Here is an 18273-nt window from a genome sequence, read left to right as displayed (position 1 = left end):
TCACCGCTTGCCCCTCTCACGTGCCGCGTAGACGGCCAGAATGATCACTATGGCCTGGGCGATCTGTGTCCAGGAGGGCGGCAGATCGTGCTTGATGAGCGTGGCGGTGAGCAGCTGGATCAGCACGGCGCCCGCCACGGTCCCGCCGATCCGTACGCGTCCGCCGCTGAGCGGTGTGCCGCCGACCACGACCGCGGTGATCGCGGACAGTTCCATCAGGTTGCCGAGTGACGTCGGGTCGCTTGCGGTGAGGCGGGCCGTCGCCAGGACGCCCGCGATGGCGGCGAGTGCGCCCGAGCAGACATAGACCAGGATCAGGACGCGCCGTACGGGGAGTCCCGCGAGGCGGGCTGCCGGGCGGCTGTCGCCGATGGCGAGGAGCTGGCGGCCGAAGGTGGTGCGGCGGACGACGAAGGCGACGAGGAGTGCGAGTGCTGCCGCGATCAGGACGAGGTAGGGGATGCCGAGGACGTCGCCGGAGCCGAGGGACGCCATGGTCGGGTCGCGTACGTCCTTGAGCTGGGGGAGCAGCACGAGGGCGAGGCCGCGGCCCGCGACCATCAACGCCAGGGTGGCGACGATGGGTTGGACGCCTATGAACGCGATGAGGGAGCCGTTCGCGAGGCCGATGGCCGCGCCGCCGATGATCGCGACGATGAGCGCGATCCAGGTGCCGTAGCCGAGGTAGAGGGAGAGGAGGGACGTGGAGAGCGCCATGACCGAGCCGACGGAGAGGTCCACGCCCTCGCTGCCGATGGCCAGCGCCATGCCCAGGGCGACGATGAGGACCGGGGCCACCTGGACCGCTTGGGTGCGGAAGTTCTCTGCCGAGAGGAAGTGGGGGGTCACGGCGATGTTGAGGAGCAGGAGGACGGCTACGCCCAGGTAGACGCCGTAGGACTGGAGGTAGCGGAGGATGCGCTCGCGGTCGGCTGCTTTGCCTCCCAGGGCGAGGTCAGTCATGGGTACTCCGGGTGCGCCTTGGCTTGTCTGTGGGGCGGGGCCGCGCCGGTATGTCCGTCCTCGCTATCGTCCGGTGGCCGCCTTGGTGCTTCGGCGCCGGAGCGCCGCGAACCGTGCTCCGGGCGGACATACCGGCACGTCCCCTCCGGTCGGCTTGGCGGCCGCAGGTGAGTTGGGGGCTAGTCACTGGGGCTCCCCGTTGTTGCTATCGCTCGCATCAAGGCGTCCTCTGTGACCTGGGGGCCCGTCAGTTCTTCGATCACCGTGCCGTCCTTGAGGACGATGACCCGGTCGGAGCCCTCGATGAGTTCCTCCATGTCGGAGGAGATGAGGAGCACGGCCAGGCCGTCGTTGGCCAACTCGTCGATCAGCTTTTGGACTTCGGCCTTCGCGCCGATGTCTATCCCTCGGGTGGGCTCGTCGAGGAGGAGGACCTTGGGGTTCATGGCGAGCCAGCGGGCCAGGAGGACCTTCTGCTGGTTGCCGCCCGACAGTTCGCCCACCTTTTGGTGTGGGCCCGACGCCTTGATGCGCAGGCGCTTCATGAAGGTGTCCACGATGGCGTCGATCGCCGACTCGTCCACCAGGCCGAAGCGGGACAGGCGGGGGAGTGCGGCAAGGGCGATGTTCTCGCGGACCGAGAGGCCGGAGACTATGCCCTCGGCCTTGCGGTCCTCGGGGAGGAGGCTGATCCCGGCACGGATGGCCGCCGGGGGTGACCCGGTGCGGACCGGGACTCCGGCGATCCGTACGTTTCCGGAGTCGGGGGGCAGTGCGCCTGCGATGGCCTTTGCCGTCTCGCTGCGGCCCGAGCCCAGAAGGCCTCCGAGGCCCACCACTTCGCCGGGGCGGATCTCGACCGAGACATCGTGGAGGTGGTGGCGCATGGTGAGGTTGCTTGCCTGGAGGATGGGCCGGGTGTCCGGGGCGTGGTCTCCGGAGAACTTGGTCGCGCCCTCTTCGCGGACCTCTCCGACCTCCCGGCCCAGCATGAGGGAGACGAGGTGGAGCCGGTCGAGCTCTGCTATCGGGCCTGTGTGCACCAGCTTGCCGTCGCGGAGAACCGTGACCGTGTCGCACACCTCGTACAGCTCTTCCAGGCGGTGGCTGACGTAGATCACCGCGATGCCGCGGTCCCGCAGCATGCGGATGACGCCGAACAGGGTCTGGACCTCGCGGGGTTCGAGGGACGACGTCGGCTCGTCCATGATGACGACCTGCGCGTCGACCGAGACCGCTCGGGCCAGGGCCACCATCTGCTGGGTTCCCACGCCGAGTTCGCGCAGGGGGCGGCGAACGTCGACGGTGATGCCGAGGCGTTGCAGGGCCTCGCCGGCCTCGCGGTGCATGCGGCGGAAGTCGATGAGGCCCAGACGGCCGCGTGGCTCGCGGCCGAGGAAGAGGTTGCGGGCCACGCTCATCAGGGGGACGAGGTTGACCTCCTGGTAGATGGTGGAGATGCCCGCGTGCTGGGCCTCCAAGGGCGTGGCGAAGGCGACTTGGTGGTTGTTGTAAATCAGGTCGCCCGTGTCCGGTGCGTAGACGCCTGTGAGTACCTTGATCAGGGTGGACTTGCCCGCGCCGTTCTCGCCGATCAGGGCGTGCACCTCACCGGAGCGAGCGGTGAAGTCGACCGCGTCCAGGGCTCGTACTCCGGGAAATGTCTTGGTGAGACGGGACACTGAGAGGACGTCAGGCATTTCAGTAGGCCTTGCCGAGGTCCGCCTTGGCGTTGGTCTTCGTGTACGCGCTGTCCTTGATCACGATGTCCTGCGAGACCTTGGTGCCCTTGGTGAAGGTGTCCAGGGTCTGGAAGGCGAGCGGGCCGAAGCGCGGGTTCGACTCGATGACGCCGTCGATCCAGCCGTCGACGATGCCCTGCACGGCGTTGCGCGTGCCGTCGACCGTCACGATCTTCACGTCGCCGGCCTTCTTGCCCGCGCCCTTGAGGGCGTTGACGGCGCCGAGGCCCATCTCGTCGTTCTCGGCGTAGATCCCGGTGATGTCCGGCTTGGACTGGATGAGCTGCTCGGTGACCTGCTGACCCTTCTCGCGGGCGAACTCGCCCGTCTGCTTGAAGACGACCTTCAGGTCGGGGGCCTTCTCCTTGATGCGGTCCTGGAAGCCCTTGGTGCGCTCGGTGGTGACGTTGTTGCCCGCCGCGCCGAGCAGGATCGCGACCTTGCCCTTGCCGCCCGTCGACTTGATCATCTGGTCGGCCGCGCGCTTGCCCTGCTCGACGAAGTCGGAGCCGATGAAGCTGACGTAGTCCTTGCAGGCCTTGGCGTTGATCTTGCGGTCGATGGTGACGATCGGGATGTGCTTGGCGGAGGCCGCGCGAAGCACCGGCTCCCAGCCGTCGGAGTTCAGCGGTGCGATGACAAGCAGGTCGGCGCCCTTGGCGATGAGGTCCTGGACGTCGCTGATCTGCTTGGAGAACTGCGACTGGGCGTTGGCGGTGAGCAGCTTGACGCCGCGCTTCTTCGCCTCGGCCTTGATGGACGCCGTCTCCGCGATGCGGAAGGGGTTGGCCTCCTTCTCCGACTGGGAGAAGCCGACGGTGGCGGTCTTGAGGTCCAGCTTCTTGCCGCCGTAGGCGTCTATCGCGCAGGTCGGTCCGCTGCCCTCGCTCGGCTCCGAGACGACCTGGCCCGAGTCGCCCTGGTCCTGTGACGCGGAGCTCTTGTCGCCGTCGTCCTCGGACTTGGCGCATCCGGTGGCGAGCGCGAGGCTCGCGGCGAGACCGGCGGCGAGGAGGGTCCTGGCTGAGGTGCGGCTAAGGCGTGTGGTCGGCTTCATGGAGTCCCCAAAACGGCACGGCCCCGGCGCTGAGAGCGCTCACGGGAGGATCGGCACTTACGGTCAACTCGGCGGTACGGGGAGCTTTTTACATCGTTGGAAGGACCCTGTAAACCCTCCGCGCAAGGGGAGGCCCCCGCCGCCGACGTGGCCGCTCAGCGTCGGCCCAGCGTGCTCTCGCGCTCCACCAGGCGGAATTCCGCGGTGAGTTCACGGCCCTCGGGCTCTCCCGCACCCTCCAGGCTGCGCAGCAGCGAGGCCACCGCGAGGCGGGCGATGGCCTGCTTGTCCGGCGAGACCGTGGTCAGCGTGACCGCCCCGAACTGGCCCTCGGCGATGTCGTCGAAGCCGACCACCGCCACGTCCCACGGCACGCGCAGACCGCGCTCGTGCAGCACCCGCATGGCGCCGATGGCCACCAGGTCGTTGTACGCGAAGACCGCGTCGGGCCGCACTCCCGCGTCCAGCATCCGCGCCATCGCCTTCGCCCCGTCCCAGCGGTTCCAGCCGCCGACCGGGCCCACCAGATTGTCCGGCGCGGCTATCCCCGCCTGCGTCAACTCCTCGCGCCAGCCCTGGAGTCGGAGGTTCGCGGGGCGGTTCGCGGAGTCCGTGCGGGCACCGAGATACGCGATGCGGGAGCGGCCGCGGCCGATGAGGTGGCGCACCGCCATGCGGGCCGCGGCCACGTTGTCGATCGCGATGTGGTCGTACGGCAGGTCGTACTGGCGCTCGCCGAGCAGCACCAGCGGCACGTCGTCCTCGCGGCCGAGCAGGTCGTCCGCCTCCAGCTCGAGCGGGCTCAGGATCAGACCGTCGATCACCCGGGCCCGGAAACCCTGGCTGACCAGGACCTCCTGCTCGCGTTCGCCGCGGGTGTGGTCGAGCAGGACGGTGAAATCGTGCTCGGCCGCCGCGTCGATGACCGCACCGGCCAGCTCGGCGAAGTACGGGTTGCCCAGCTCGGGAACGGCGAGCGCGATGATGCCCGTACGGCCCTTCCGCAGGTGACGCGCCGTCAAATTCGGTCGGTAGCCCAGCTCGTCGATCGCCTCCTGGACACGCGCCCGCATCGCCGGGGTGACGTGCTGATACTTGTTCACCACGTTCGAGACGGTCTTGATGGAGACGCCCGCGTGTTCCGCGACGTCTTTGAGGCTAACCCGCACGTGCAGCTCCCTGCGTCGACGTGGACCCCTGTCCTGGGGTGTTTGTCATGGCCCTGGACAGCGCGCCGAGGGGCGTGCTGTCATGCCAACTGCCGTTCCTTCCAACGTTGTACAGACTCGTTGTACCGACTGGAGCGGCGAGCCGCCACCCTTCCTCAGCCTTCGAGCACCGCTTCAAGCAAAGGAGGATCCGTGCGCCCCATCCGTCACAGACGACTCCGCAGGCAGCTGATACTGCTGCTCACCGTCGCCCTCGCCTTCGCCGGACTCACCGCCGTGCCGGCCGCGACCGCCGCCGACGAACCCCCCGAGGTCCACGGCCTGAAGGGCGAGTACTACACGCAGTCCGCCCCCGGCGCCTTCGACTTCCACGAGCTCAAGGCCACCGGCTTCGACCAGCGCATCGACTTCGACAACCTCGACCCGCGCCTGACCTTCGCCACCGGGAAGGCGGATGACGCCACCGTTCGCTGGACCGGCAAGGTCGTCCCGGAGAAGACCGGATCCCACACCTTCTCCATGATCGGCGACAACGGCTTCCGGCTCTGGGTCGACGGCAAGCTCGCCATCGACCACTGGGTCGACGACTGGGACAAGGAACAGACCGCGCAGCCGGTCGAGTTGACGGCGGGCAAGGCCTACGACATCAAGGTCGAGTACTTCGAGCACTACGGCGGCTCCAACCTCCACCTGCGCTGGACCGAGCCCGGCGGCACCAAGGAAGCCGTCCCGCAGTCGGCCTTCCGCCTCCCCGACGGCTTCGAGTACGACGGAGCCACCTCCGCCACCGTCCTCAAGGACGGCCGCACCCTGAAGCTCGACTTCGCGCAGGAGCTGGCCGCACCCCCCAGCGATCTCGCCACCCACATCGAGGCGGTCATCGGCGGCGCCAAGTGGCCCATCAGCACGGTCAAGCCCGACCCCAAGGACCCGCGCGCGCTCCTGGTGGGCCTCAAGGAACCCGTCGTCGGCAACAAGACGGGCACGGCCAAGGGCACCGCCGACCTGCGCTACGACGGCAAGGGCGGCCTGAGTGGTGACGACGGCAAGGCGGTCGCCGCGTTCTGGAGCAGCGGCCCCAACCACTCCGAGCACCAGCTGCGCACCAAGTGGGCCGACAAGGTGGGCCCGGACAACGCGCTTCCCGAGTACCCGCGCCCCCAGCTGACCCGTGACGCCTGGCGCAACCTCAACGGCTCCTGGCAGTTCGCCTCCGCCAAGGCCGGCGAGAAGCCCCCGGTCGGCAAGCAGCTCGGCGAGAAGATCCTCGTCCCCTACCCCGTGGAGTCCCAGCTCTCCGGCCTGGAGCGGCACGAGGACCGCATGTGGTACCGCAGGACCTTCACCGTCCCCGAGGGCTGGAAGGTCGGCGAAGGCAAGCGCCTCAAGCTCAACTTCGGCGCGGTCGACTGGCAGTCCGAGGTGTTCGTGAACGGCAAGAAGGTCGCCGAACACAAGGGCGGCTACGACAAGTTCAGCGCCGACATCACGGACGCCCTCAAGCCGGGCAAGACCCAGGAGCTGATCGTCGGCGTCTATGACCCGACCGACTCCAAGGACGGCGAGAACCCGCCCGTCGGCAAGCAGCGCCTGGACCCCAGCGGCATCTGGTACACCCCGTCGTCCGGCATCTGGCAGACGGTGTGGATGGAGCCGGTGGCCGCCGACCACGCCGACTCGCTCAAGATCACGCCCGACGTGGCCACCCAGCAGGTCACCGTCGAGCCCAAGGGCGTACGCGACGGAGTGCCGGTCAAGGCGGTCGCGTACGAAGGGAAGAAGAAGGTCGCCGAGGCGAGCGGACGCACGGGCACACCGCTCAAGCTGAAGATCGCCGATCCGCGCCTCTGGTCGCCGGACGATCCCTTCCTCTACGACCTGAAGGTGACCGTCGGCCGCGACCAGGTCAAGAGCTACTTCGGGATGCGCACGATCGCGGTGGAGAAGGTGAACGGCACCCCGCGCACGATGCTCAACGGCAAGCCGCAGTTCCTGATGGCCACGCTCGACCAGGGCTTCTGGCCGGACGGCCTGCACACGGCGCCGACCGACGAGGCGCTCGCGTACGACCTCAAGATGCACAAGGAGATGGGCTTCAACTCGGTCCGCAAGCACATCAAGGTGGAGCCTGATCGCTGGTTCTACTGGGCGGACAAGCTGGGCCTGATGGTCTGGCAGGACATGCCCTCGATGCGCTCGGACCGCAACCCGAGCACGGCCGCTCGCGCTCAGTACGAGAGCGAGATGAAGCAGATGATCGACGAGCACGCGAACCACCCGTCGATCGTCATGTGGGTCACCTTCAACGAGGGCTGGGGCCAGTACGACCAGGGCCGCATCGCCACCCAGGCCAAGTCCTGGGACCCGACCCGCCTGGTCAACGGCATGTCGGGCCTCAACCTCGGTGCCGACGGCGGCACCGGCGACATCATGGACGAGCACGGCTACCCGAGCCCGGCACTGCCGCCCAAGCCGGACGGCGTACGGGCCCAGATCAACGGGGAGTACGGCGGACTCGGACTCGCGGTACCCGGGCACGCCTGGTCCGTCCAGCAGAGTTACGTCGACGTGGACCCGGCGACGTACACGGACGACTACCTCACGAAGCTCGACGAGGTGCACAAGCTCGCCTGCAAGGGCGGCAACGGCGCCGTCTACACGCAGATCTCCGATGTGGAGGGCGAGTTGAACGGCCTGCTGACGTACGACCGCAGGGTCGTCAAGCCCGACGTGAAGCGGCTCAAGGCAGCCCATGAAGCCTTGATCGGCGATGCGTCGCGGCCGGACCCGGCGGGTTGCTCCGGCTCCTGACGAGGCGTTGGGCGCTCCGGCCCGGTGGGCCGGAGCGCTTAACCCGTGGACGCGGGCCCGCCCGCTTGGCACGATCGCCCCGTGATCAACGAGAACGAGTGGGCAGGGGCCGCGGCCCGCAACAACGCCGAGTGGTGCGACGCGGTCTGCCGCACGCACGGACTGCGGGGGGAGTTCGGCGCAGGGATGTGGAGCAGCGCGCGCCGGACACCGCCGCTGTATCCCGATGCCGTGACGCTCACCCCCGACGCGTCGGCGGCCGGCCTGGTGGCCCGGATCGACACGGCGTCACCGGGCTGCTCCGTCAAGGACAGCTTCGCCTGCCTGGATCTGGAGCCACTGGGCTTCGAGGTGCTGTTCGAAGCCCAGTGGATCCGCCGGGAAGCGGGTCCGACTCCCATTGCCGCGAGCCTCGATTGGGAGCAGATCAAGAGCCCCGAGTCCCTGCCCGCGTGGGAGACCGCCTGGAACGACGGCGAGGAGGGCACAGGCCTGTTCCGTCCGGGGCTGCTCTCCGACGGCACGACGTTCCTTGCCGCATACGCCGAGGGGCGGATCGTGGCGGGCGCCATTGCGAGCCCCGGCGCGTCGGCGGTCGGTGTCTCGAACCTGTTCACATCGGCCGACGAGGAGTCCGCCTGGGCGGGCTGCCTTGCGGAGGTCGCCCGGCTCTGGCCGGACCTGCCCGTCGTCGGATACGAGAGCGGCGAGAGCCTGGACGCCGCGGTCGCTCAGGGGTTCACGCCGATCGGACCGCTGCGGGTGTGGCTGCACACCGGCTGACCCGGGGTCTCAGGCCGCGGCGGTCCGCCCCGCGAGGAGCTGGGCCGTCACCTCGGCCACCCGGCCGCCCAGGTGCCGGCAGGTGAGCACGTCGGACTTGTGGACGTGCTCCGCCGACACGTCGGTGTCGGTCTGCGCTCCGGCGCCGAGGAAGAACCCGAGCCGGTTCAGGTCCTGCTCGCTGCTGGTGGAGCTGTTCCAGCCGGGAACGAGACCGAGGTTGACCCAGTGCATGTGGTGCTGGGCGGCGAGCACGGAGAGGGACATCAGCGCGTGCAGCTTGTCGCCGCTCTTGGAGCCGGAGTTGACGAACCCCGCGGCGACCTTGTCCCGCCACGCGCCGGTCATGCAGCGGCGCGATGAGAGCTCGGCGAAGGTCTGGAAGCCCGCCGAGACGTTGCCCATGTAGGTGGCGCTGCCGAAGATGATGGCGTCCGCCTCGTCGAGGACGGTCCACTGTTCCTCGGTGATCTGGCCGACGGCCAGCGTGGTGACCGTGGCGCCCGCCAGGCGAGCGCCCTCGGCCACCGCGTCGGCGAGGGCGGCGGTGTGCCCCCATCCCGAGTGGTGGGCGACGACGACGCCGGGCCGGTTGATGCCTATGGAAGCGGACATGGTGTGACTCCTCGTGTGTCCGGGGCTGGTGTGCTGAGAGCAGGTCGGGTCCGGTCGCTTCAGGCCGGGTAGTCGGGGGCGACTTCCGCATAGCGCTCGCGCCACCCGGGGACGCGCGTCCCGGCCAAGTGCGCGGCGAGCCGGTCGAGGTACGCGTGCGTGCCGGGCCCGAACTCCTTGGCGTTGGGCACGCTCAGGCCGCGGTGGGTGAAGGTGAGCACGGTGCCTTCGCCGTCGGGCGTCAGCTCGTAACGCACCACGCCGTCCTCGGCGAGGGCCTGTTTCCACTCGTGCTCCAGCACGTGCGGCGGATCCCAGACGAGGATCCGGCCCGTCATCCGCTTGTCCTGGACGGGGTTGGCCGGACCCGTGGGCACCATGTCGATGACACCGCCCGCGCGGCCCTCGATGAGTGTCTTGCCGAACCAGGCGGCCCGCTGCTCCGGGTCGGCGATGGCGGACCAGACCGCCTCGACCGGATAGGGCAGGTGCCGGACGAAGGTGAGGACGGTCTGCCCTCCGTCGAGTGCCAGTTCCCCTGCCAGTTCCCCTGCCAGTTCCCCGAGGTGATCGCTCACGACGGTCCCTCCGCTTTCTTGTGCGTGCGTGCCAAGTGCTGTTCCAGGGCGCCGAGATGGTCCGCCCAGTAGCGGCGGTAGCGGCCGATCCACGCGTCGACCTCGGCGAGGCCGCCGGGGCGCAGCGCGTAGATCCTGCGCTGCGCGTCCGCGCGCACCTCGACCAGGCCGACCTCCCGAAGGACCCGCAGATGGCGGGAGACGGCGGGCTGCGTCAGCTCCGGGAGCAGTGCGACCAGCTCGCCCGCGGACCGCTCACCCTCCGCGAGCGCGTCGAGCAGGGCCCTCCGGCTCGGCTCGGCCACAGCTTCGAACACGTCCATGGATCGAGTATCACGCGTCGCTTATATAAAGGCAAGCTGATATGAGGCAGCCTCCGGTGTCGCCCCTCGATGGCGGCCTCCCACCCCTTGACGCACGCGACGCCACCCCCGAAGAATGATCGCGTTCCGCGCTGTGACAACGTTGTCCAAGGAGGCGTTCCCACCCATGAGATGGACCCAACGGCTACGCGGTACGGGGGTGGCGGTGGCCGCGGCCGCGCTCCTCGGGGGAGCCCTCGCCATACCGGCGGCCCAGGCCGCCCCGGCAGGCGACGGTCGACTGACCGACCTGGTCAACCCGTTCATCGGCACCGAGAACGAGGGCAACACCTACCCCGGAGCGGCCGTGCCCTTCGGCATGGTCCAGTTCTCGCCCGACACCGGGCACAACACCGGCTACGACCACTCCGACACCCACATCCGCGGCTTCTCGACCGTGCATCTCTCGGGCGTGGGCTGCGGGTTGGGCGGAGATCTGCCGGTGCTTCCCACCACGGGTGACGTCAAGGAGACGGACTACGCCAAGTACGCGGCGGAGTTCAGCCACGACGACGAGAAGGCGAGCCCCGGCGCGTACCAGGTGGGCCTCAAGTCCGGCATCGACGCCGAGCTGACCGCCACCAAGCGCACCGGCGTGCAGCGCTACACCTTCCCCGCCACCGACAAGGCCAACGTCCTGCTCAACGCGGGCCAGTCGCTGCACAAGACGGGCAGCACCAAGGTCGAGATCCTCGACAGCCGCACGGTCCGCACGGCGATCACCGGCAGCGGCTTCTGCCAGGACACCAAGCCGTACACGGTCTACACGGTCACCCGCTTCGACCGCCCCTTCGCCACGTCGGGCACCTGGAAGGGCGACACCGTCACCGCGGGTTCCAAGACGTCGTCGGCGGGCGAGGAGCGCAACGGCGCCTACGTCCGGTTCGACACCTCCAAGGACCGCACCGTCGAGGCGACCACCGCTCTTTCGTACGTCGACGCCAAGGGCGCCGCGCTCAACCTCCGTGCGGAGGGCGGGCGTTCGTACGACCACGTGGCGAAGGCGGCCCAGCGGGCGTGGGAGGACCGGCTCGACGACGTGAAGGCGCAGGGCGGCAGCGAGACCGTGCGCCGCACCTTCTACTCGTCCCTCTACCGTTCGTTCCTCGCGCCGAACATCGGCAGCGACGTCGACGGCCGGTACACGGGCTGGGACCAGAAGACCCACCGCACTGCTGATGACGGGGGATTCACGTATTACCAGAACTGGTCCCTGTGGGACACCTACCGCACCCAGGCGCAGCTCCTTTCCCTGCTCGCGCCGCACGAGTCCCGCGACATGGCGCTCTCCGTCCTGAAGATCGACGAGGAGAGCGGCTGGCTGCCCAAGTGGGGCTACGGCACGGTCGAGACGAACATCATGACCGGCGACCCGGTCACCCCCTTCCTCACCAACGCCTACCAGCAGGGTCTGCTGAAGGGGCATGAGGAGGAGGCGTACCGCGCGCTGAAGAAGAACGCCGACGGTGTGCCGCCCGTCGAATCGGCGCCCGTGGGACGCGAGGCCAACAAGGAGTATCTGAGCGACGGTTTCGCGCCGTACATCAAGGGCCGTCCGCACGCCAAGCCCGGCGACTCGGACTACGACCACGGCGCCTCCGCGACCCTGGAGTACGCCCTCTCGGACGCGATGCTCGGGCAGATGGCCGGTGAGCTGGGGCACGACGCCGATGCGAAGCGGTATGCGGAGCGTGCGCAGAACTACCGGAAGATCTTCGACGCCTCGACCGGGTTCTTCCGTGCGCGGGACAAGGCCGGTGCCTTCACCGGGCCCGCCGATCCGGCCAAGAGCGAGGGCTTCCACGAGGGCACGTCCTGGCAGTACCAGTGGCTCGTCCCGCAGGACCTGCCCGGCATGGTCGGCCTCATCGGCGGCAAGCAGGCCACCAACGACCGCCTCGACTCCTTCTTCGCCTACGAGGAGCTCCTGAAGGACCCGGCGAAGACCGCCCGCGAGGTGTGGGTCAACGGTCCTTACGACTACTACAACGCGGACAAGTACAACCCGCAGAACGAGCCGGACCTCATCGCCCCGTACACGTACCTGTCGACGGGCCAGCCGTGGAAGACCACCGACGTGGTGCACGCCGCGCTCACCCTCTTCACGGACACCCCGACCGGCATGACCGGGAACGACGACCTCGGCACCATGTCCGCCTGGAACGTCCTGTCCTCGATCGGCGTCTTCCCGGTCCAGCCCGGCACGGACACGTGGGGTCTGTCGACGCCCGTCTTCGAGCGCGTCGACCTCACCCTCGACCGCCGCTACTACCCGAAGGGGCGCCTCACGGTGAAGGCGCCGGGCACGTCGGACTCCGCCCGGTACATCCAGTCGGCGCGCGCGGACGGCGCCGACTACGGCAAGACGTATCTGACGACCGACGACATCCGCGACACGCGCGAGCTCTCCTTCACGGTGGGCGACAAGCCCTCGGAGTGGGGTACCTCGGAGCAGGCGGCGCCGCCCGCGCTCAAGTGACGTACGCCGACCGATGGTGAAGTGACGTAGGACATACGCCACTTGCGCACCACAAGGCCCGCCCTTCCCAGAGGGGCGGGCCTTAATCTGTTGTTAACTGTGCGTAGCTTGATCGTACTTGACCGTAGTCGCGCAACGGCGATTGACTGCACGTTCACGCCCCCCGCATCGTCCTCGACGCGAGAGCAGACCGTTGAAAACGCTGAGCCCCGACTCCTCCGACCTGCTCGCACCTCTCGACCTCGCCTTCTGGAACATCGAATCCGCCGAACACCCCATGCACCTGGGTGCCCTCGGCGTCTTCGACGCCGAATCGCCCGGTGCGGCCGAGCGCGCCGCCCAGCTCCTCGCCGCACGTGCGGCCTCCGTGCCCGGACTGCGGCTGCGGATCCGCTCGGTCTGGCTGCCGGTCGGCGGGGCCGTCCGCACGGCAGCGCCCGCCTTCGACCCGCTGGACCACGTCCGCCTCGCCGAGCCCGTGCGGGACTTCCACGCGGCGGCCGGCGTGCTCATGCAGCGCCCTCTGGAGCGCGGCAGGCCGCCGTGGGAGGCGCATGTGCTGCCGGGCGACGACGGCACGTCCTTCGCCGTGCTGTTCAAGTTCCACCACGCGCTCGCGGACGGGCTGCGCGCCCTGATGCTGGCGGCGGCGGTCATGGACCCCATGGACCTGCCCGCCCCGCGTCCTGCGCCCGCGGGGCCCGAGGCCTCGGGGTGGTCCTGGCTGCCCGACCCGCGCAAGCTGCCGGGCCTTGTCCGCGACACCGTCAGCGACGTGGGGCAGGCCCTGGACATCGGCTCGTCGGTCGCCCGCGCCACCCTGGGCGTACGGTCGTCCGCCGCCCTCACGTCCCGGGCCACCGGCACGCGGCGCACCGCGGGGGTGCTGCTCGACCTGGACGACGTGCACCGCGTGCGCAAGACCGTGGGCGGCACCGTCAACGACGTACTGATCGCCGTGGTCGCCGGAGCGCTGCGCCGCTGGCTCGACGAGCGGGGCGACGGCAGCGAGGGCGTGGAGCCGCGCGCCCTGGTCCCCGTCTCCCGGCGCAGGCCGCGCGGCGCACAGCCGCCCGGCAACCGGCTCTCCGGGTATCTGGTCAGGCTGCCCGTCGGAGAGCCGGACCCGGTCGCGCGGCTGCGGACGGTGCGAGCCGCCATGGACCGCAACAAGGACGCCGGCCCGAACCGCGGCGCCGGCGCGGTCGCCCTGCTCGCCGATCACGTGCCGTCGCTGGGCCACCGCATCGGCGGACCCGTCGTCGCACAGGCCGCCCGGCTGCTCTTCGACATCCTCGTCACCAGCGTCCCGCTGCCCAGCCTCGGCCTGAAGCTCGGGGGCTGCCCGCTCGCCGCCGTGTACCCCTTCGCGCCGCTCGCCCAGGGGCAGGCGCTCGCCGTGGCGGTGTCGACGTACCGGGGCCGGGTGCACTTCGGTCTGGTCGCGGACGCGGCCGCCGTACCCGATCTGGATGTCCTCGCGCGCAGCGTGCGGGAGGAGCTCGCGGGGCTCGTCGAAGCGTGCGTGAACCGTCCGCGTTTGGTAGAGGAGGCCGTCGCTACGTAAAGTTCTCTTCTTTGGAGCTTCCGCGGTCACCCAGACGAGCCGCGGCATGAGTGACGCGAGGACAGCGGCGATGACGGTGACAGAGGACAGCCTGGAGGCTGCCGGTTCTGCCGAGTATGGCCCCGGCATCGACCCCGACCGGCTCGCCGTCTGCCTCAGCGTGCTCGATGAACTGGACAAGCTCGACGTCGACCACCCCGACGCGATCGCGGTGCGCCGGGCCACGGCCGGGATCTACCGGACGGTGAAGCAGCGTCGGCGTCAGGAGCGCAGGGCCGCCAAGACCGCGCACGACAAGGCCGTCACGGAAGCCACCGCCACCGGCTCCGCCGAGCGGATCGACGACGAGACCGAGGGCCTGCTGCCCTCGTCGCAGACCGACGAGGGCCGGCTCGCGGGGATACTCCAGCGCCCGCGCTCCTGCTACACCTGCAAGACCCGGTACGTGGAAGTCGACTACTTCTACCACCAGCTCTGTCCGGACTGCGCCCGCCTGAACCGGTCCAAGCGCGACGCCCGCGCCGACCTCACCGGCAAGCGCGCGCTGCTCACCGGAGGCCGCGCCAAGATCGGCATGTACATCGCGCTGCGCCTCCTGCGCGACGGCGCCCACACCACCATCACGACGCGGTTCCCCAAGGACGCCATCCGCCGCTTCAAGGCGATGGACGACTCGGCGGACTGGCTGCACCGCCTTGAGGTCGTCGGCATCGACCTGCGCGACCCGGCCCAGTCCGTCGCGCTCGCCGAGCAGGTCGCCGCCGCGGGGCCGCTCGACATCCTGATCAACAACGCGACGCAGACCGTGCGCCGCCTGCCCTCCGCCTACGCCGCCCTGGTCGAGGGCGAGAGCGCGCCGCTGCCGGCCGGGGAGCTGCCCGCACACGCCGTCATTGGCGACTTCAACTCGGGAGCGGTGGGCGTTCTCGGCGAGAGCGCCGCGCTGCCCGCGGGCACCAGCGGCCTGGACGCGCAGCAGGTCGCCGACCTGGCCCTGGTCGCGGGCAACGCCAGCGTCGCCCGGCACCTGGACGGCACGGCCATCGACGCGGGCGGCCTGGTCCCGGACGTCGTCGACAGCAACACCTGGGTGCAGACCATCGAGCAGATCTCCCCGGTGGAGCTCCTCGAGACCCAGCTGTGCAACTACACCTCGCCGTTCATCCTGATCAGCGCGCTGCGCTCGGCTATGGCCGACGCCGCGAAGAAGGCGTCGAGTGGCCGTGCCTACGTCGTCAACGTCTCGGCGATGGAGGGCGTCTTCGGCCGCGGCTACAAGGGCGCGGGCCACCCGAACACGAACGCGGCCAAGGCCGCGATCAACATGGTGACGCGGACCAGTGCCCAGGAGATGTTCCAGACCGACGGCATCCTCATGACCTCGGTCGACACCGGCTGGATCACCGACGAGCGCCCGCACTACGACAAGCTGCGCCTCGCCGAGGAGGGCTTCCACGCCCCGCTCGACCTGATCGACGGCGCGGCCCGCGTCTACGACCCGGTCGTGTGCGGCGAGGCGGGCGACGACCTGTACGGCGTCTTCATGAAGGACTACGCACCCGGCAAGTGGTAGCCGTCAGGCCTCGCCGGTCGCCGACGACCGCAGCCGGTCGTGCACGGCGTACGCGGCGGTGCCGGCCGCCGCGCGCACCCTGGTCCCGCCGTCGACGAGGAGATCGGCACCCGTCACCCATTCGGCCGCATCCGAGACCAGCCATGTGACGGCCCGCGCGACGTCCTCCGGTGCGCCGATGCGGCCGAGCGGCAGGCTCGCGGCGAGCTGCTCCTCGGCGCCGTCCCACACGAAGCGGGCCATCTCGGTGCGGACGAGGCCGGGGGACACGGAGTTGACCCGCACCAAGGGTGCGAGTTCGCCCGCCAGTTGCGCGGTCAGGTGCAGGAGCGCCGCCTTGCTGGTGCCGTACGCGCCCACGTTCGGGCCCACATGGGATGCGCCCTCGGTGCAGATGTTCACCACCGCGCCGCCGTGCTCGCCCATCCAGGCCCGCCAGGCGAGCTGCGTCAGGCGCAGCGCGGCCTCCACGTTCACGGTGAAGGCGGCGCGCCACCGGGTGAGGTCGACGTCCATCAGCGGGCCGTAAGGGGCGTTCGTCGCGGCGTTGTTCACCAGCACGTCGAGCCGCCCGAACGCGCGCATCGCGAGGGCCACGCTCGCCTCGGACCGACCGGAATCAGCCACGCCGCCCGCGCATCCGAGGGCCTCGGCGCCGTCCGCGCGCAGTCCGGCCACCGCCACCTGAAGGGCGTCCGGGTCGCGGGCGGTGACGACAAGGCGATGTCCGGACTCCGCGAGGGCCCGCGCGACGGCGAGCCCGATCCCTCGCGAGGCTCCGGTCACCAGAGCCACCGCGCCCTCCCGTGCCTGCGCAGAAGTCATCTCCGTACGGTCCCATGGAGGCCTGGAAAGGCCCATGGGTCCGACCCGTTGAGGAGATTCCGGCCCGTCGGTCACCCCCACACCGTCATCAACTGTCTGAAATCAACCCCTTCGGCGGAACCCATAGAGCGCGCGCCCGCTCATTTGGTTAATCTGAGGCCAACGGACGGCCTTCAGGGGATCCACAAGCGCCCCTCAGCCGCCCCGGGACAGGCTTGCAACCGTGGCCGCGATCCCGCCCGAACAACGGCGCCACCGCGACCGAAATGCCCTTGTCCTTCCGTTACGCGACACAAAGGAGTGCGCGGTGACACCAGATTTGACGAAGCAGGAAAAGCGACCGGCGGAACGAGGCGGCGAGCGGGCCGGCAGGCCACGCAAGCTCAGCAACCTGGACTCGTGGGCGAAGGCGGCACCGATCCGCCTCGCCGGCTACGAGGACGACCTCGCGGAGCCGCACATCCTCCCCGGTATCGACTGATCCCTCCGCTTCGCCGCGTGCCCCCTGCCGACCCCGGCGGGGGGCACGCGGCGTGTGCGGTCCCGCGGGGAGCGGCGTGGGTCCGAACGCATGGCCGGGCGGATGCGGGTTACCCCGGGGAGTATGAACGGGACATCGGATGCCGAGCGCAGCGCGGACCGCGCGCCGGATGAACTGACGCAGTTGTCGAAGCGGTCCTGGCGGGCCGTGCTCACCGGCGTGATCCGGGAATTCCAGGACGACGAGCTGGCCGACCGGGCGGCGGCACTGACCTACTACGGCGTGCTGTCCCTGTTTCCGATGCTTCTGGTGCTGGTCTCCCTCCTCGGCGTCGTGGGCAAGTCCGCCATCGACTGGCTCCTCGAGACGCTCGAGGAGCTCGCGCCGGGTTCGGCGCGGGACATCATCGGCGACGCCGTGCGGCAGCTGGAGGGCCGGGGCGGCGTCGGCTCCCTCATGGCGGTGGTCGGCATCGTCCTCGCGGTGTGGGCGTCCTCCGGGTATGTGGGGGCGTTCATCCGTACCGCCAACGCCGTGTACGACATGCCCGAGGGGCGGCCGGTGTGGAAGGTGCTTCCGGTCCGGGTGGGCGTGACGCTGGTGCTCCTGACGCTGGCGGTCGTCAGCGCGCTCATCGTGGTGTTCACGGGCGGCATCGCCGAGACCGTGGGGTCGGCCCTGGGCGTCGGGGACGCGGCACTGACGGCGTGGTCGATCGCGAAGTGGCCGGTGCTCGTCGTGCTGGTGACCTCCATGATCGCGCTGCTGTTCTGGGCGACGCCGAACGTGAAGGGCCGCGGTTTCAAGTGGATCACCCCCGGCAGCGTGATCGCCCTGGTGATCTGGCTGATCGCGTCGGCCGGGTTCGCCTTCTACGTGGGCAACTTCGGTTCCTACAACAAGACCTACGGCGCGCTGGCCGGAGTGATCGTCTTCCTCGTGTGGCTGTGGATCAGCAACATCGCGATCCTGCTCGGCCTGGAGTTCGACGCGGAGCTGTCGCGTCAGCGCGCCATCGCCGGTGGCCTTCCCCCTGAGGAGGAGCCCTACGTACCGCCCCGCGACACCAGCGCGTGGGACGAGCAGGACCGGCGGCGCATGGAGGACTGAACACCGGCCGACACCGGCCGCCCCCGCCGTCCGGCAGGACCGAGGCCCTCGACCATGTGCCGATCCCGGAGATCGGGGTACTCGGCCGCAGAACAGACAGGAGGTTGATGACGATGGCCCAGACAGGCCCGCACACCACAGGCCGCGACAGCGGCGGA

General features: G+C 69.8%; 15 protein-coding genes. 7 read left to right on the top strand and 8 right to left on the bottom strand.

All coding sequences use genetic code 11. The features are described from left to right. The 4 genes from ABZ833_RS04830 to ABZ833_RS04815 all read right to left on the bottom strand — a co-directional run bounded on the left by ABZ833_RS04830 (nt 1) and on the right by ABZ833_RS04815 (nt 4931). Nucleotides 1–963: an ABC transporter permease gene (locus ABZ833_RS04830; protein WP_361040979.1), complete on the bottom strand. Its 963-nt coding sequence runs from the start codon at nt 961–963 to the stop codon at nt 1–3. A gap of 179 nt (nt 964–1142) precedes the next feature. Next, nucleotides 1143–2663, bottom strand: coding sequence for a sugar ABC transporter ATP-binding protein (locus ABZ833_RS04825; RefSeq protein WP_361040977.1), 1521 nt, complete (start codon nt 2661–2663; stop codon nt 1143–1145). Nucleotide 2664: 1 nt separating this feature from the next. Continuing rightward, nucleotides 2665–3762, bottom strand: a complete 1098-nt coding sequence (locus ABZ833_RS04820; protein ID WP_361040975.1) for an ABC transporter substrate-binding protein — start codon at nt 3760–3762, stop codon at nt 2665–2667. Nucleotides 3763–3917: 155 nt separating this feature from the next. After that, entirely contained in the window at nt 3918–4931 is a 1014-nt protein-coding gene (locus ABZ833_RS04815; RefSeq protein ID WP_361040973.1) for a LacI family DNA-binding transcriptional regulator, read from the bottom strand. A 201-nt stretch (nt 4932–5132) separates the two neighbouring features. Here ABZ833_RS04815 and ABZ833_RS04810 point away from each other — a divergent pair, with 201 nt between their 5' ends. Then, the gene (locus tag ABZ833_RS04810) at nt 5133–7742 is read left to right on the top strand and encodes a PA14 domain-containing protein (RefSeq protein ID WP_361041384.1); all 2610 of its coding nucleotides are present in this window, start codon (nt 5133–5135) and stop codon (nt 7740–7742) included. An 81-nt stretch (nt 7743–7823) separates the two neighbouring features. Continuing rightward, nucleotides 7824–8525, top strand: a complete 702-nt coding sequence (locus ABZ833_RS04805; protein WP_361040970.1) for a hypothetical protein — start codon at nt 7824–7826, stop codon at nt 8523–8525. 9 nt (nt 8526–8534) lie between these two features. Here the strand turns inward: ABZ833_RS04805 and ABZ833_RS04800 are convergent, their stop codons facing one another. The 3 genes from ABZ833_RS04800 to ABZ833_RS04790 are packed head-to-tail and all read right to left on the bottom strand — an operon-like array spanning nt 8535 to nt 10041. After that, nucleotides 8535–9140 (bottom strand): flavodoxin family protein, encoded by a 606-nt coding sequence (locus tag ABZ833_RS04800; RefSeq protein ID WP_361040968.1) that lies wholly within the window; start codon nt 9138–9140, stop codon nt 8535–8537. A 59-nt stretch (nt 9141–9199) separates the two neighbouring features. After that, complete coding sequence (locus ABZ833_RS04795; RefSeq protein ID WP_361040965.1) at nt 9200–9718, bottom strand: SRPBCC family protein; 519 nt, start codon at nt 9716–9718, stop codon at nt 9200–9202. Then, complete coding sequence (locus ABZ833_RS04790) at nt 9715–10041, bottom strand: metalloregulator ArsR/SmtB family transcription factor (RefSeq protein ID WP_361040962.1); 327 nt, start codon at nt 10039–10041, stop codon at nt 9715–9717. The genes ABZ833_RS04795 and ABZ833_RS04790 overlap by 4 nt, the downstream gene beginning before the upstream one ends. A 166-nt stretch (nt 10042–10207) precedes the next feature. Between ABZ833_RS04790 and ABZ833_RS04785 the strand changes: the two genes are divergently transcribed. From ABZ833_RS04785 to ABZ833_RS04775, 3 genes are all read left to right on the top strand, one after another. After that, the gene (locus ABZ833_RS04785; RefSeq protein WP_361040959.1) at nt 10208–12559 is read left to right on the top strand and encodes a GH92 family glycosyl hydrolase; all 2352 of its coding nucleotides are present in this window, start codon (nt 10208–10210) and stop codon (nt 12557–12559) included. Nucleotides 12560–12761: 202 nt separating this feature from the next. Further along, nucleotides 12762–14126, top strand: a complete 1365-nt coding sequence (locus tag ABZ833_RS04780; RefSeq protein WP_361041381.1) for a wax ester/triacylglycerol synthase family O-acyltransferase — start codon at nt 12762–12764, stop codon at nt 14124–14126. A gap of 70 nt (nt 14127–14196) precedes the next feature. Then, a complete protein-coding gene (locus ABZ833_RS04775) occupies nt 14197–15699 on the top strand; it encodes an SDR family NAD(P)-dependent oxidoreductase (protein ID WP_361040956.1) in 1503 nt (500 codons plus the stop codon). Between the two features lie 3 nt (nt 15700–15702). Here the strand turns inward: ABZ833_RS04775 and ABZ833_RS04770 are convergent, their stop codons facing one another. Next, a complete protein-coding gene (locus tag ABZ833_RS04770) occupies nt 15703–16524 on the bottom strand; it encodes an SDR family oxidoreductase (protein ID WP_361040954.1) in 822 nt (273 codons plus the stop codon). A gap of 307 nt (nt 16525–16831) precedes the next feature. Here ABZ833_RS04770 and ABZ833_RS04765 point away from each other — a divergent pair, with 307 nt between their 5' ends. Further along, nucleotides 16832–17005 carry a hypothetical protein gene (locus tag ABZ833_RS04765; protein ID WP_167828876.1) on the top strand — a complete coding sequence of 58 codons (174 nt, stop codon included), beginning with the start codon at nt 16832–16834 and terminating at the stop codon, nt 17003–17005. Nucleotides 17006–17128: 123 nt separating this feature from the next. Then, complete coding sequence (locus ABZ833_RS04760) at nt 17129–18115, top strand: YihY/virulence factor BrkB family protein (RefSeq protein ID WP_361040952.1); 987 nt, start codon at nt 17129–17131, stop codon at nt 18113–18115. Nucleotides 18116–18273 lie beyond the last annotated feature (158 nt).

It is taken from the genome of Streptomyces sp. NPDC047525 (assembly GCF_040643025.1).
GTDB classification, from domain to species: Bacteria; Actinomycetota; Actinomycetes; order Streptomycetales; family Streptomycetaceae; genus Streptomyces; species Streptomyces durmitorensis.
Note: the sequence above shows the minus strand (reverse complement) of the source record. Positions and strands in the feature narration are given on the sequence as shown.

What these genes read in the sequence shown, in the direction of transcription:
- ABZ833_RS04830 (WP_361040979.1), bottom strand. Translation starts at nt 963, where the DNA reads ATGACTGACCTCGCCCTGGGAGGCAAAGCAGCCGACCGCGAGCGCATC.
- ABZ833_RS04825 (WP_361040977.1), bottom strand. Translation starts at nt 2,663, where the DNA reads ATGCCTGACGTCCTCTCAGTGTCCCGTCTCACCAAGACATTTCCCGGA.
- ABZ833_RS04820 (WP_361040975.1), bottom strand. Translation starts at nt 3,762, where the DNA reads ATGAAGCCGACCACACGCCTTAGCCGCACCTCAGCCAGGACCCTCCTC.
- ABZ833_RS04800 (WP_361040968.1), bottom strand. Translation starts at nt 9,140, where the DNA reads ATGTCCGCTTCCATAGGCATCAACCGGCCCGGCGTCGTCGTCGCCCAC.
- ABZ833_RS04790 (WP_361040962.1), bottom strand. Translation starts at nt 10,041, where the DNA reads ATGGACGTGTTCGAAGCTGTGGCCGAGCCGAGCCGGAGGGCCCTGCTC.
- ABZ833_RS04785 (WP_361040959.1), top strand. Translation starts at nt 10,208, where the DNA reads ATGAGATGGACCCAACGGCTACGCGGTACGGGGGTGGCGGTGGCCGCG.
- ABZ833_RS04775 (WP_361040956.1), top strand. Translation starts at nt 14,197, where the DNA reads ATGACGGTGACAGAGGACAGCCTGGAGGCTGCCGGTTCTGCCGAGTAT.
- ABZ833_RS04770 (WP_361040954.1), bottom strand. Translation starts at nt 16,524, where the DNA reads ATGACTTCTGCGCAGGCACGGGAGGGCGCGGTGGCTCTGGTGACCGGA.
- ABZ833_RS04760 (WP_361040952.1), top strand. Translation starts at nt 17,129, where the DNA reads ATGAACGGGACATCGGATGCCGAGCGCAGCGCGGACCGCGCGCCGGAT.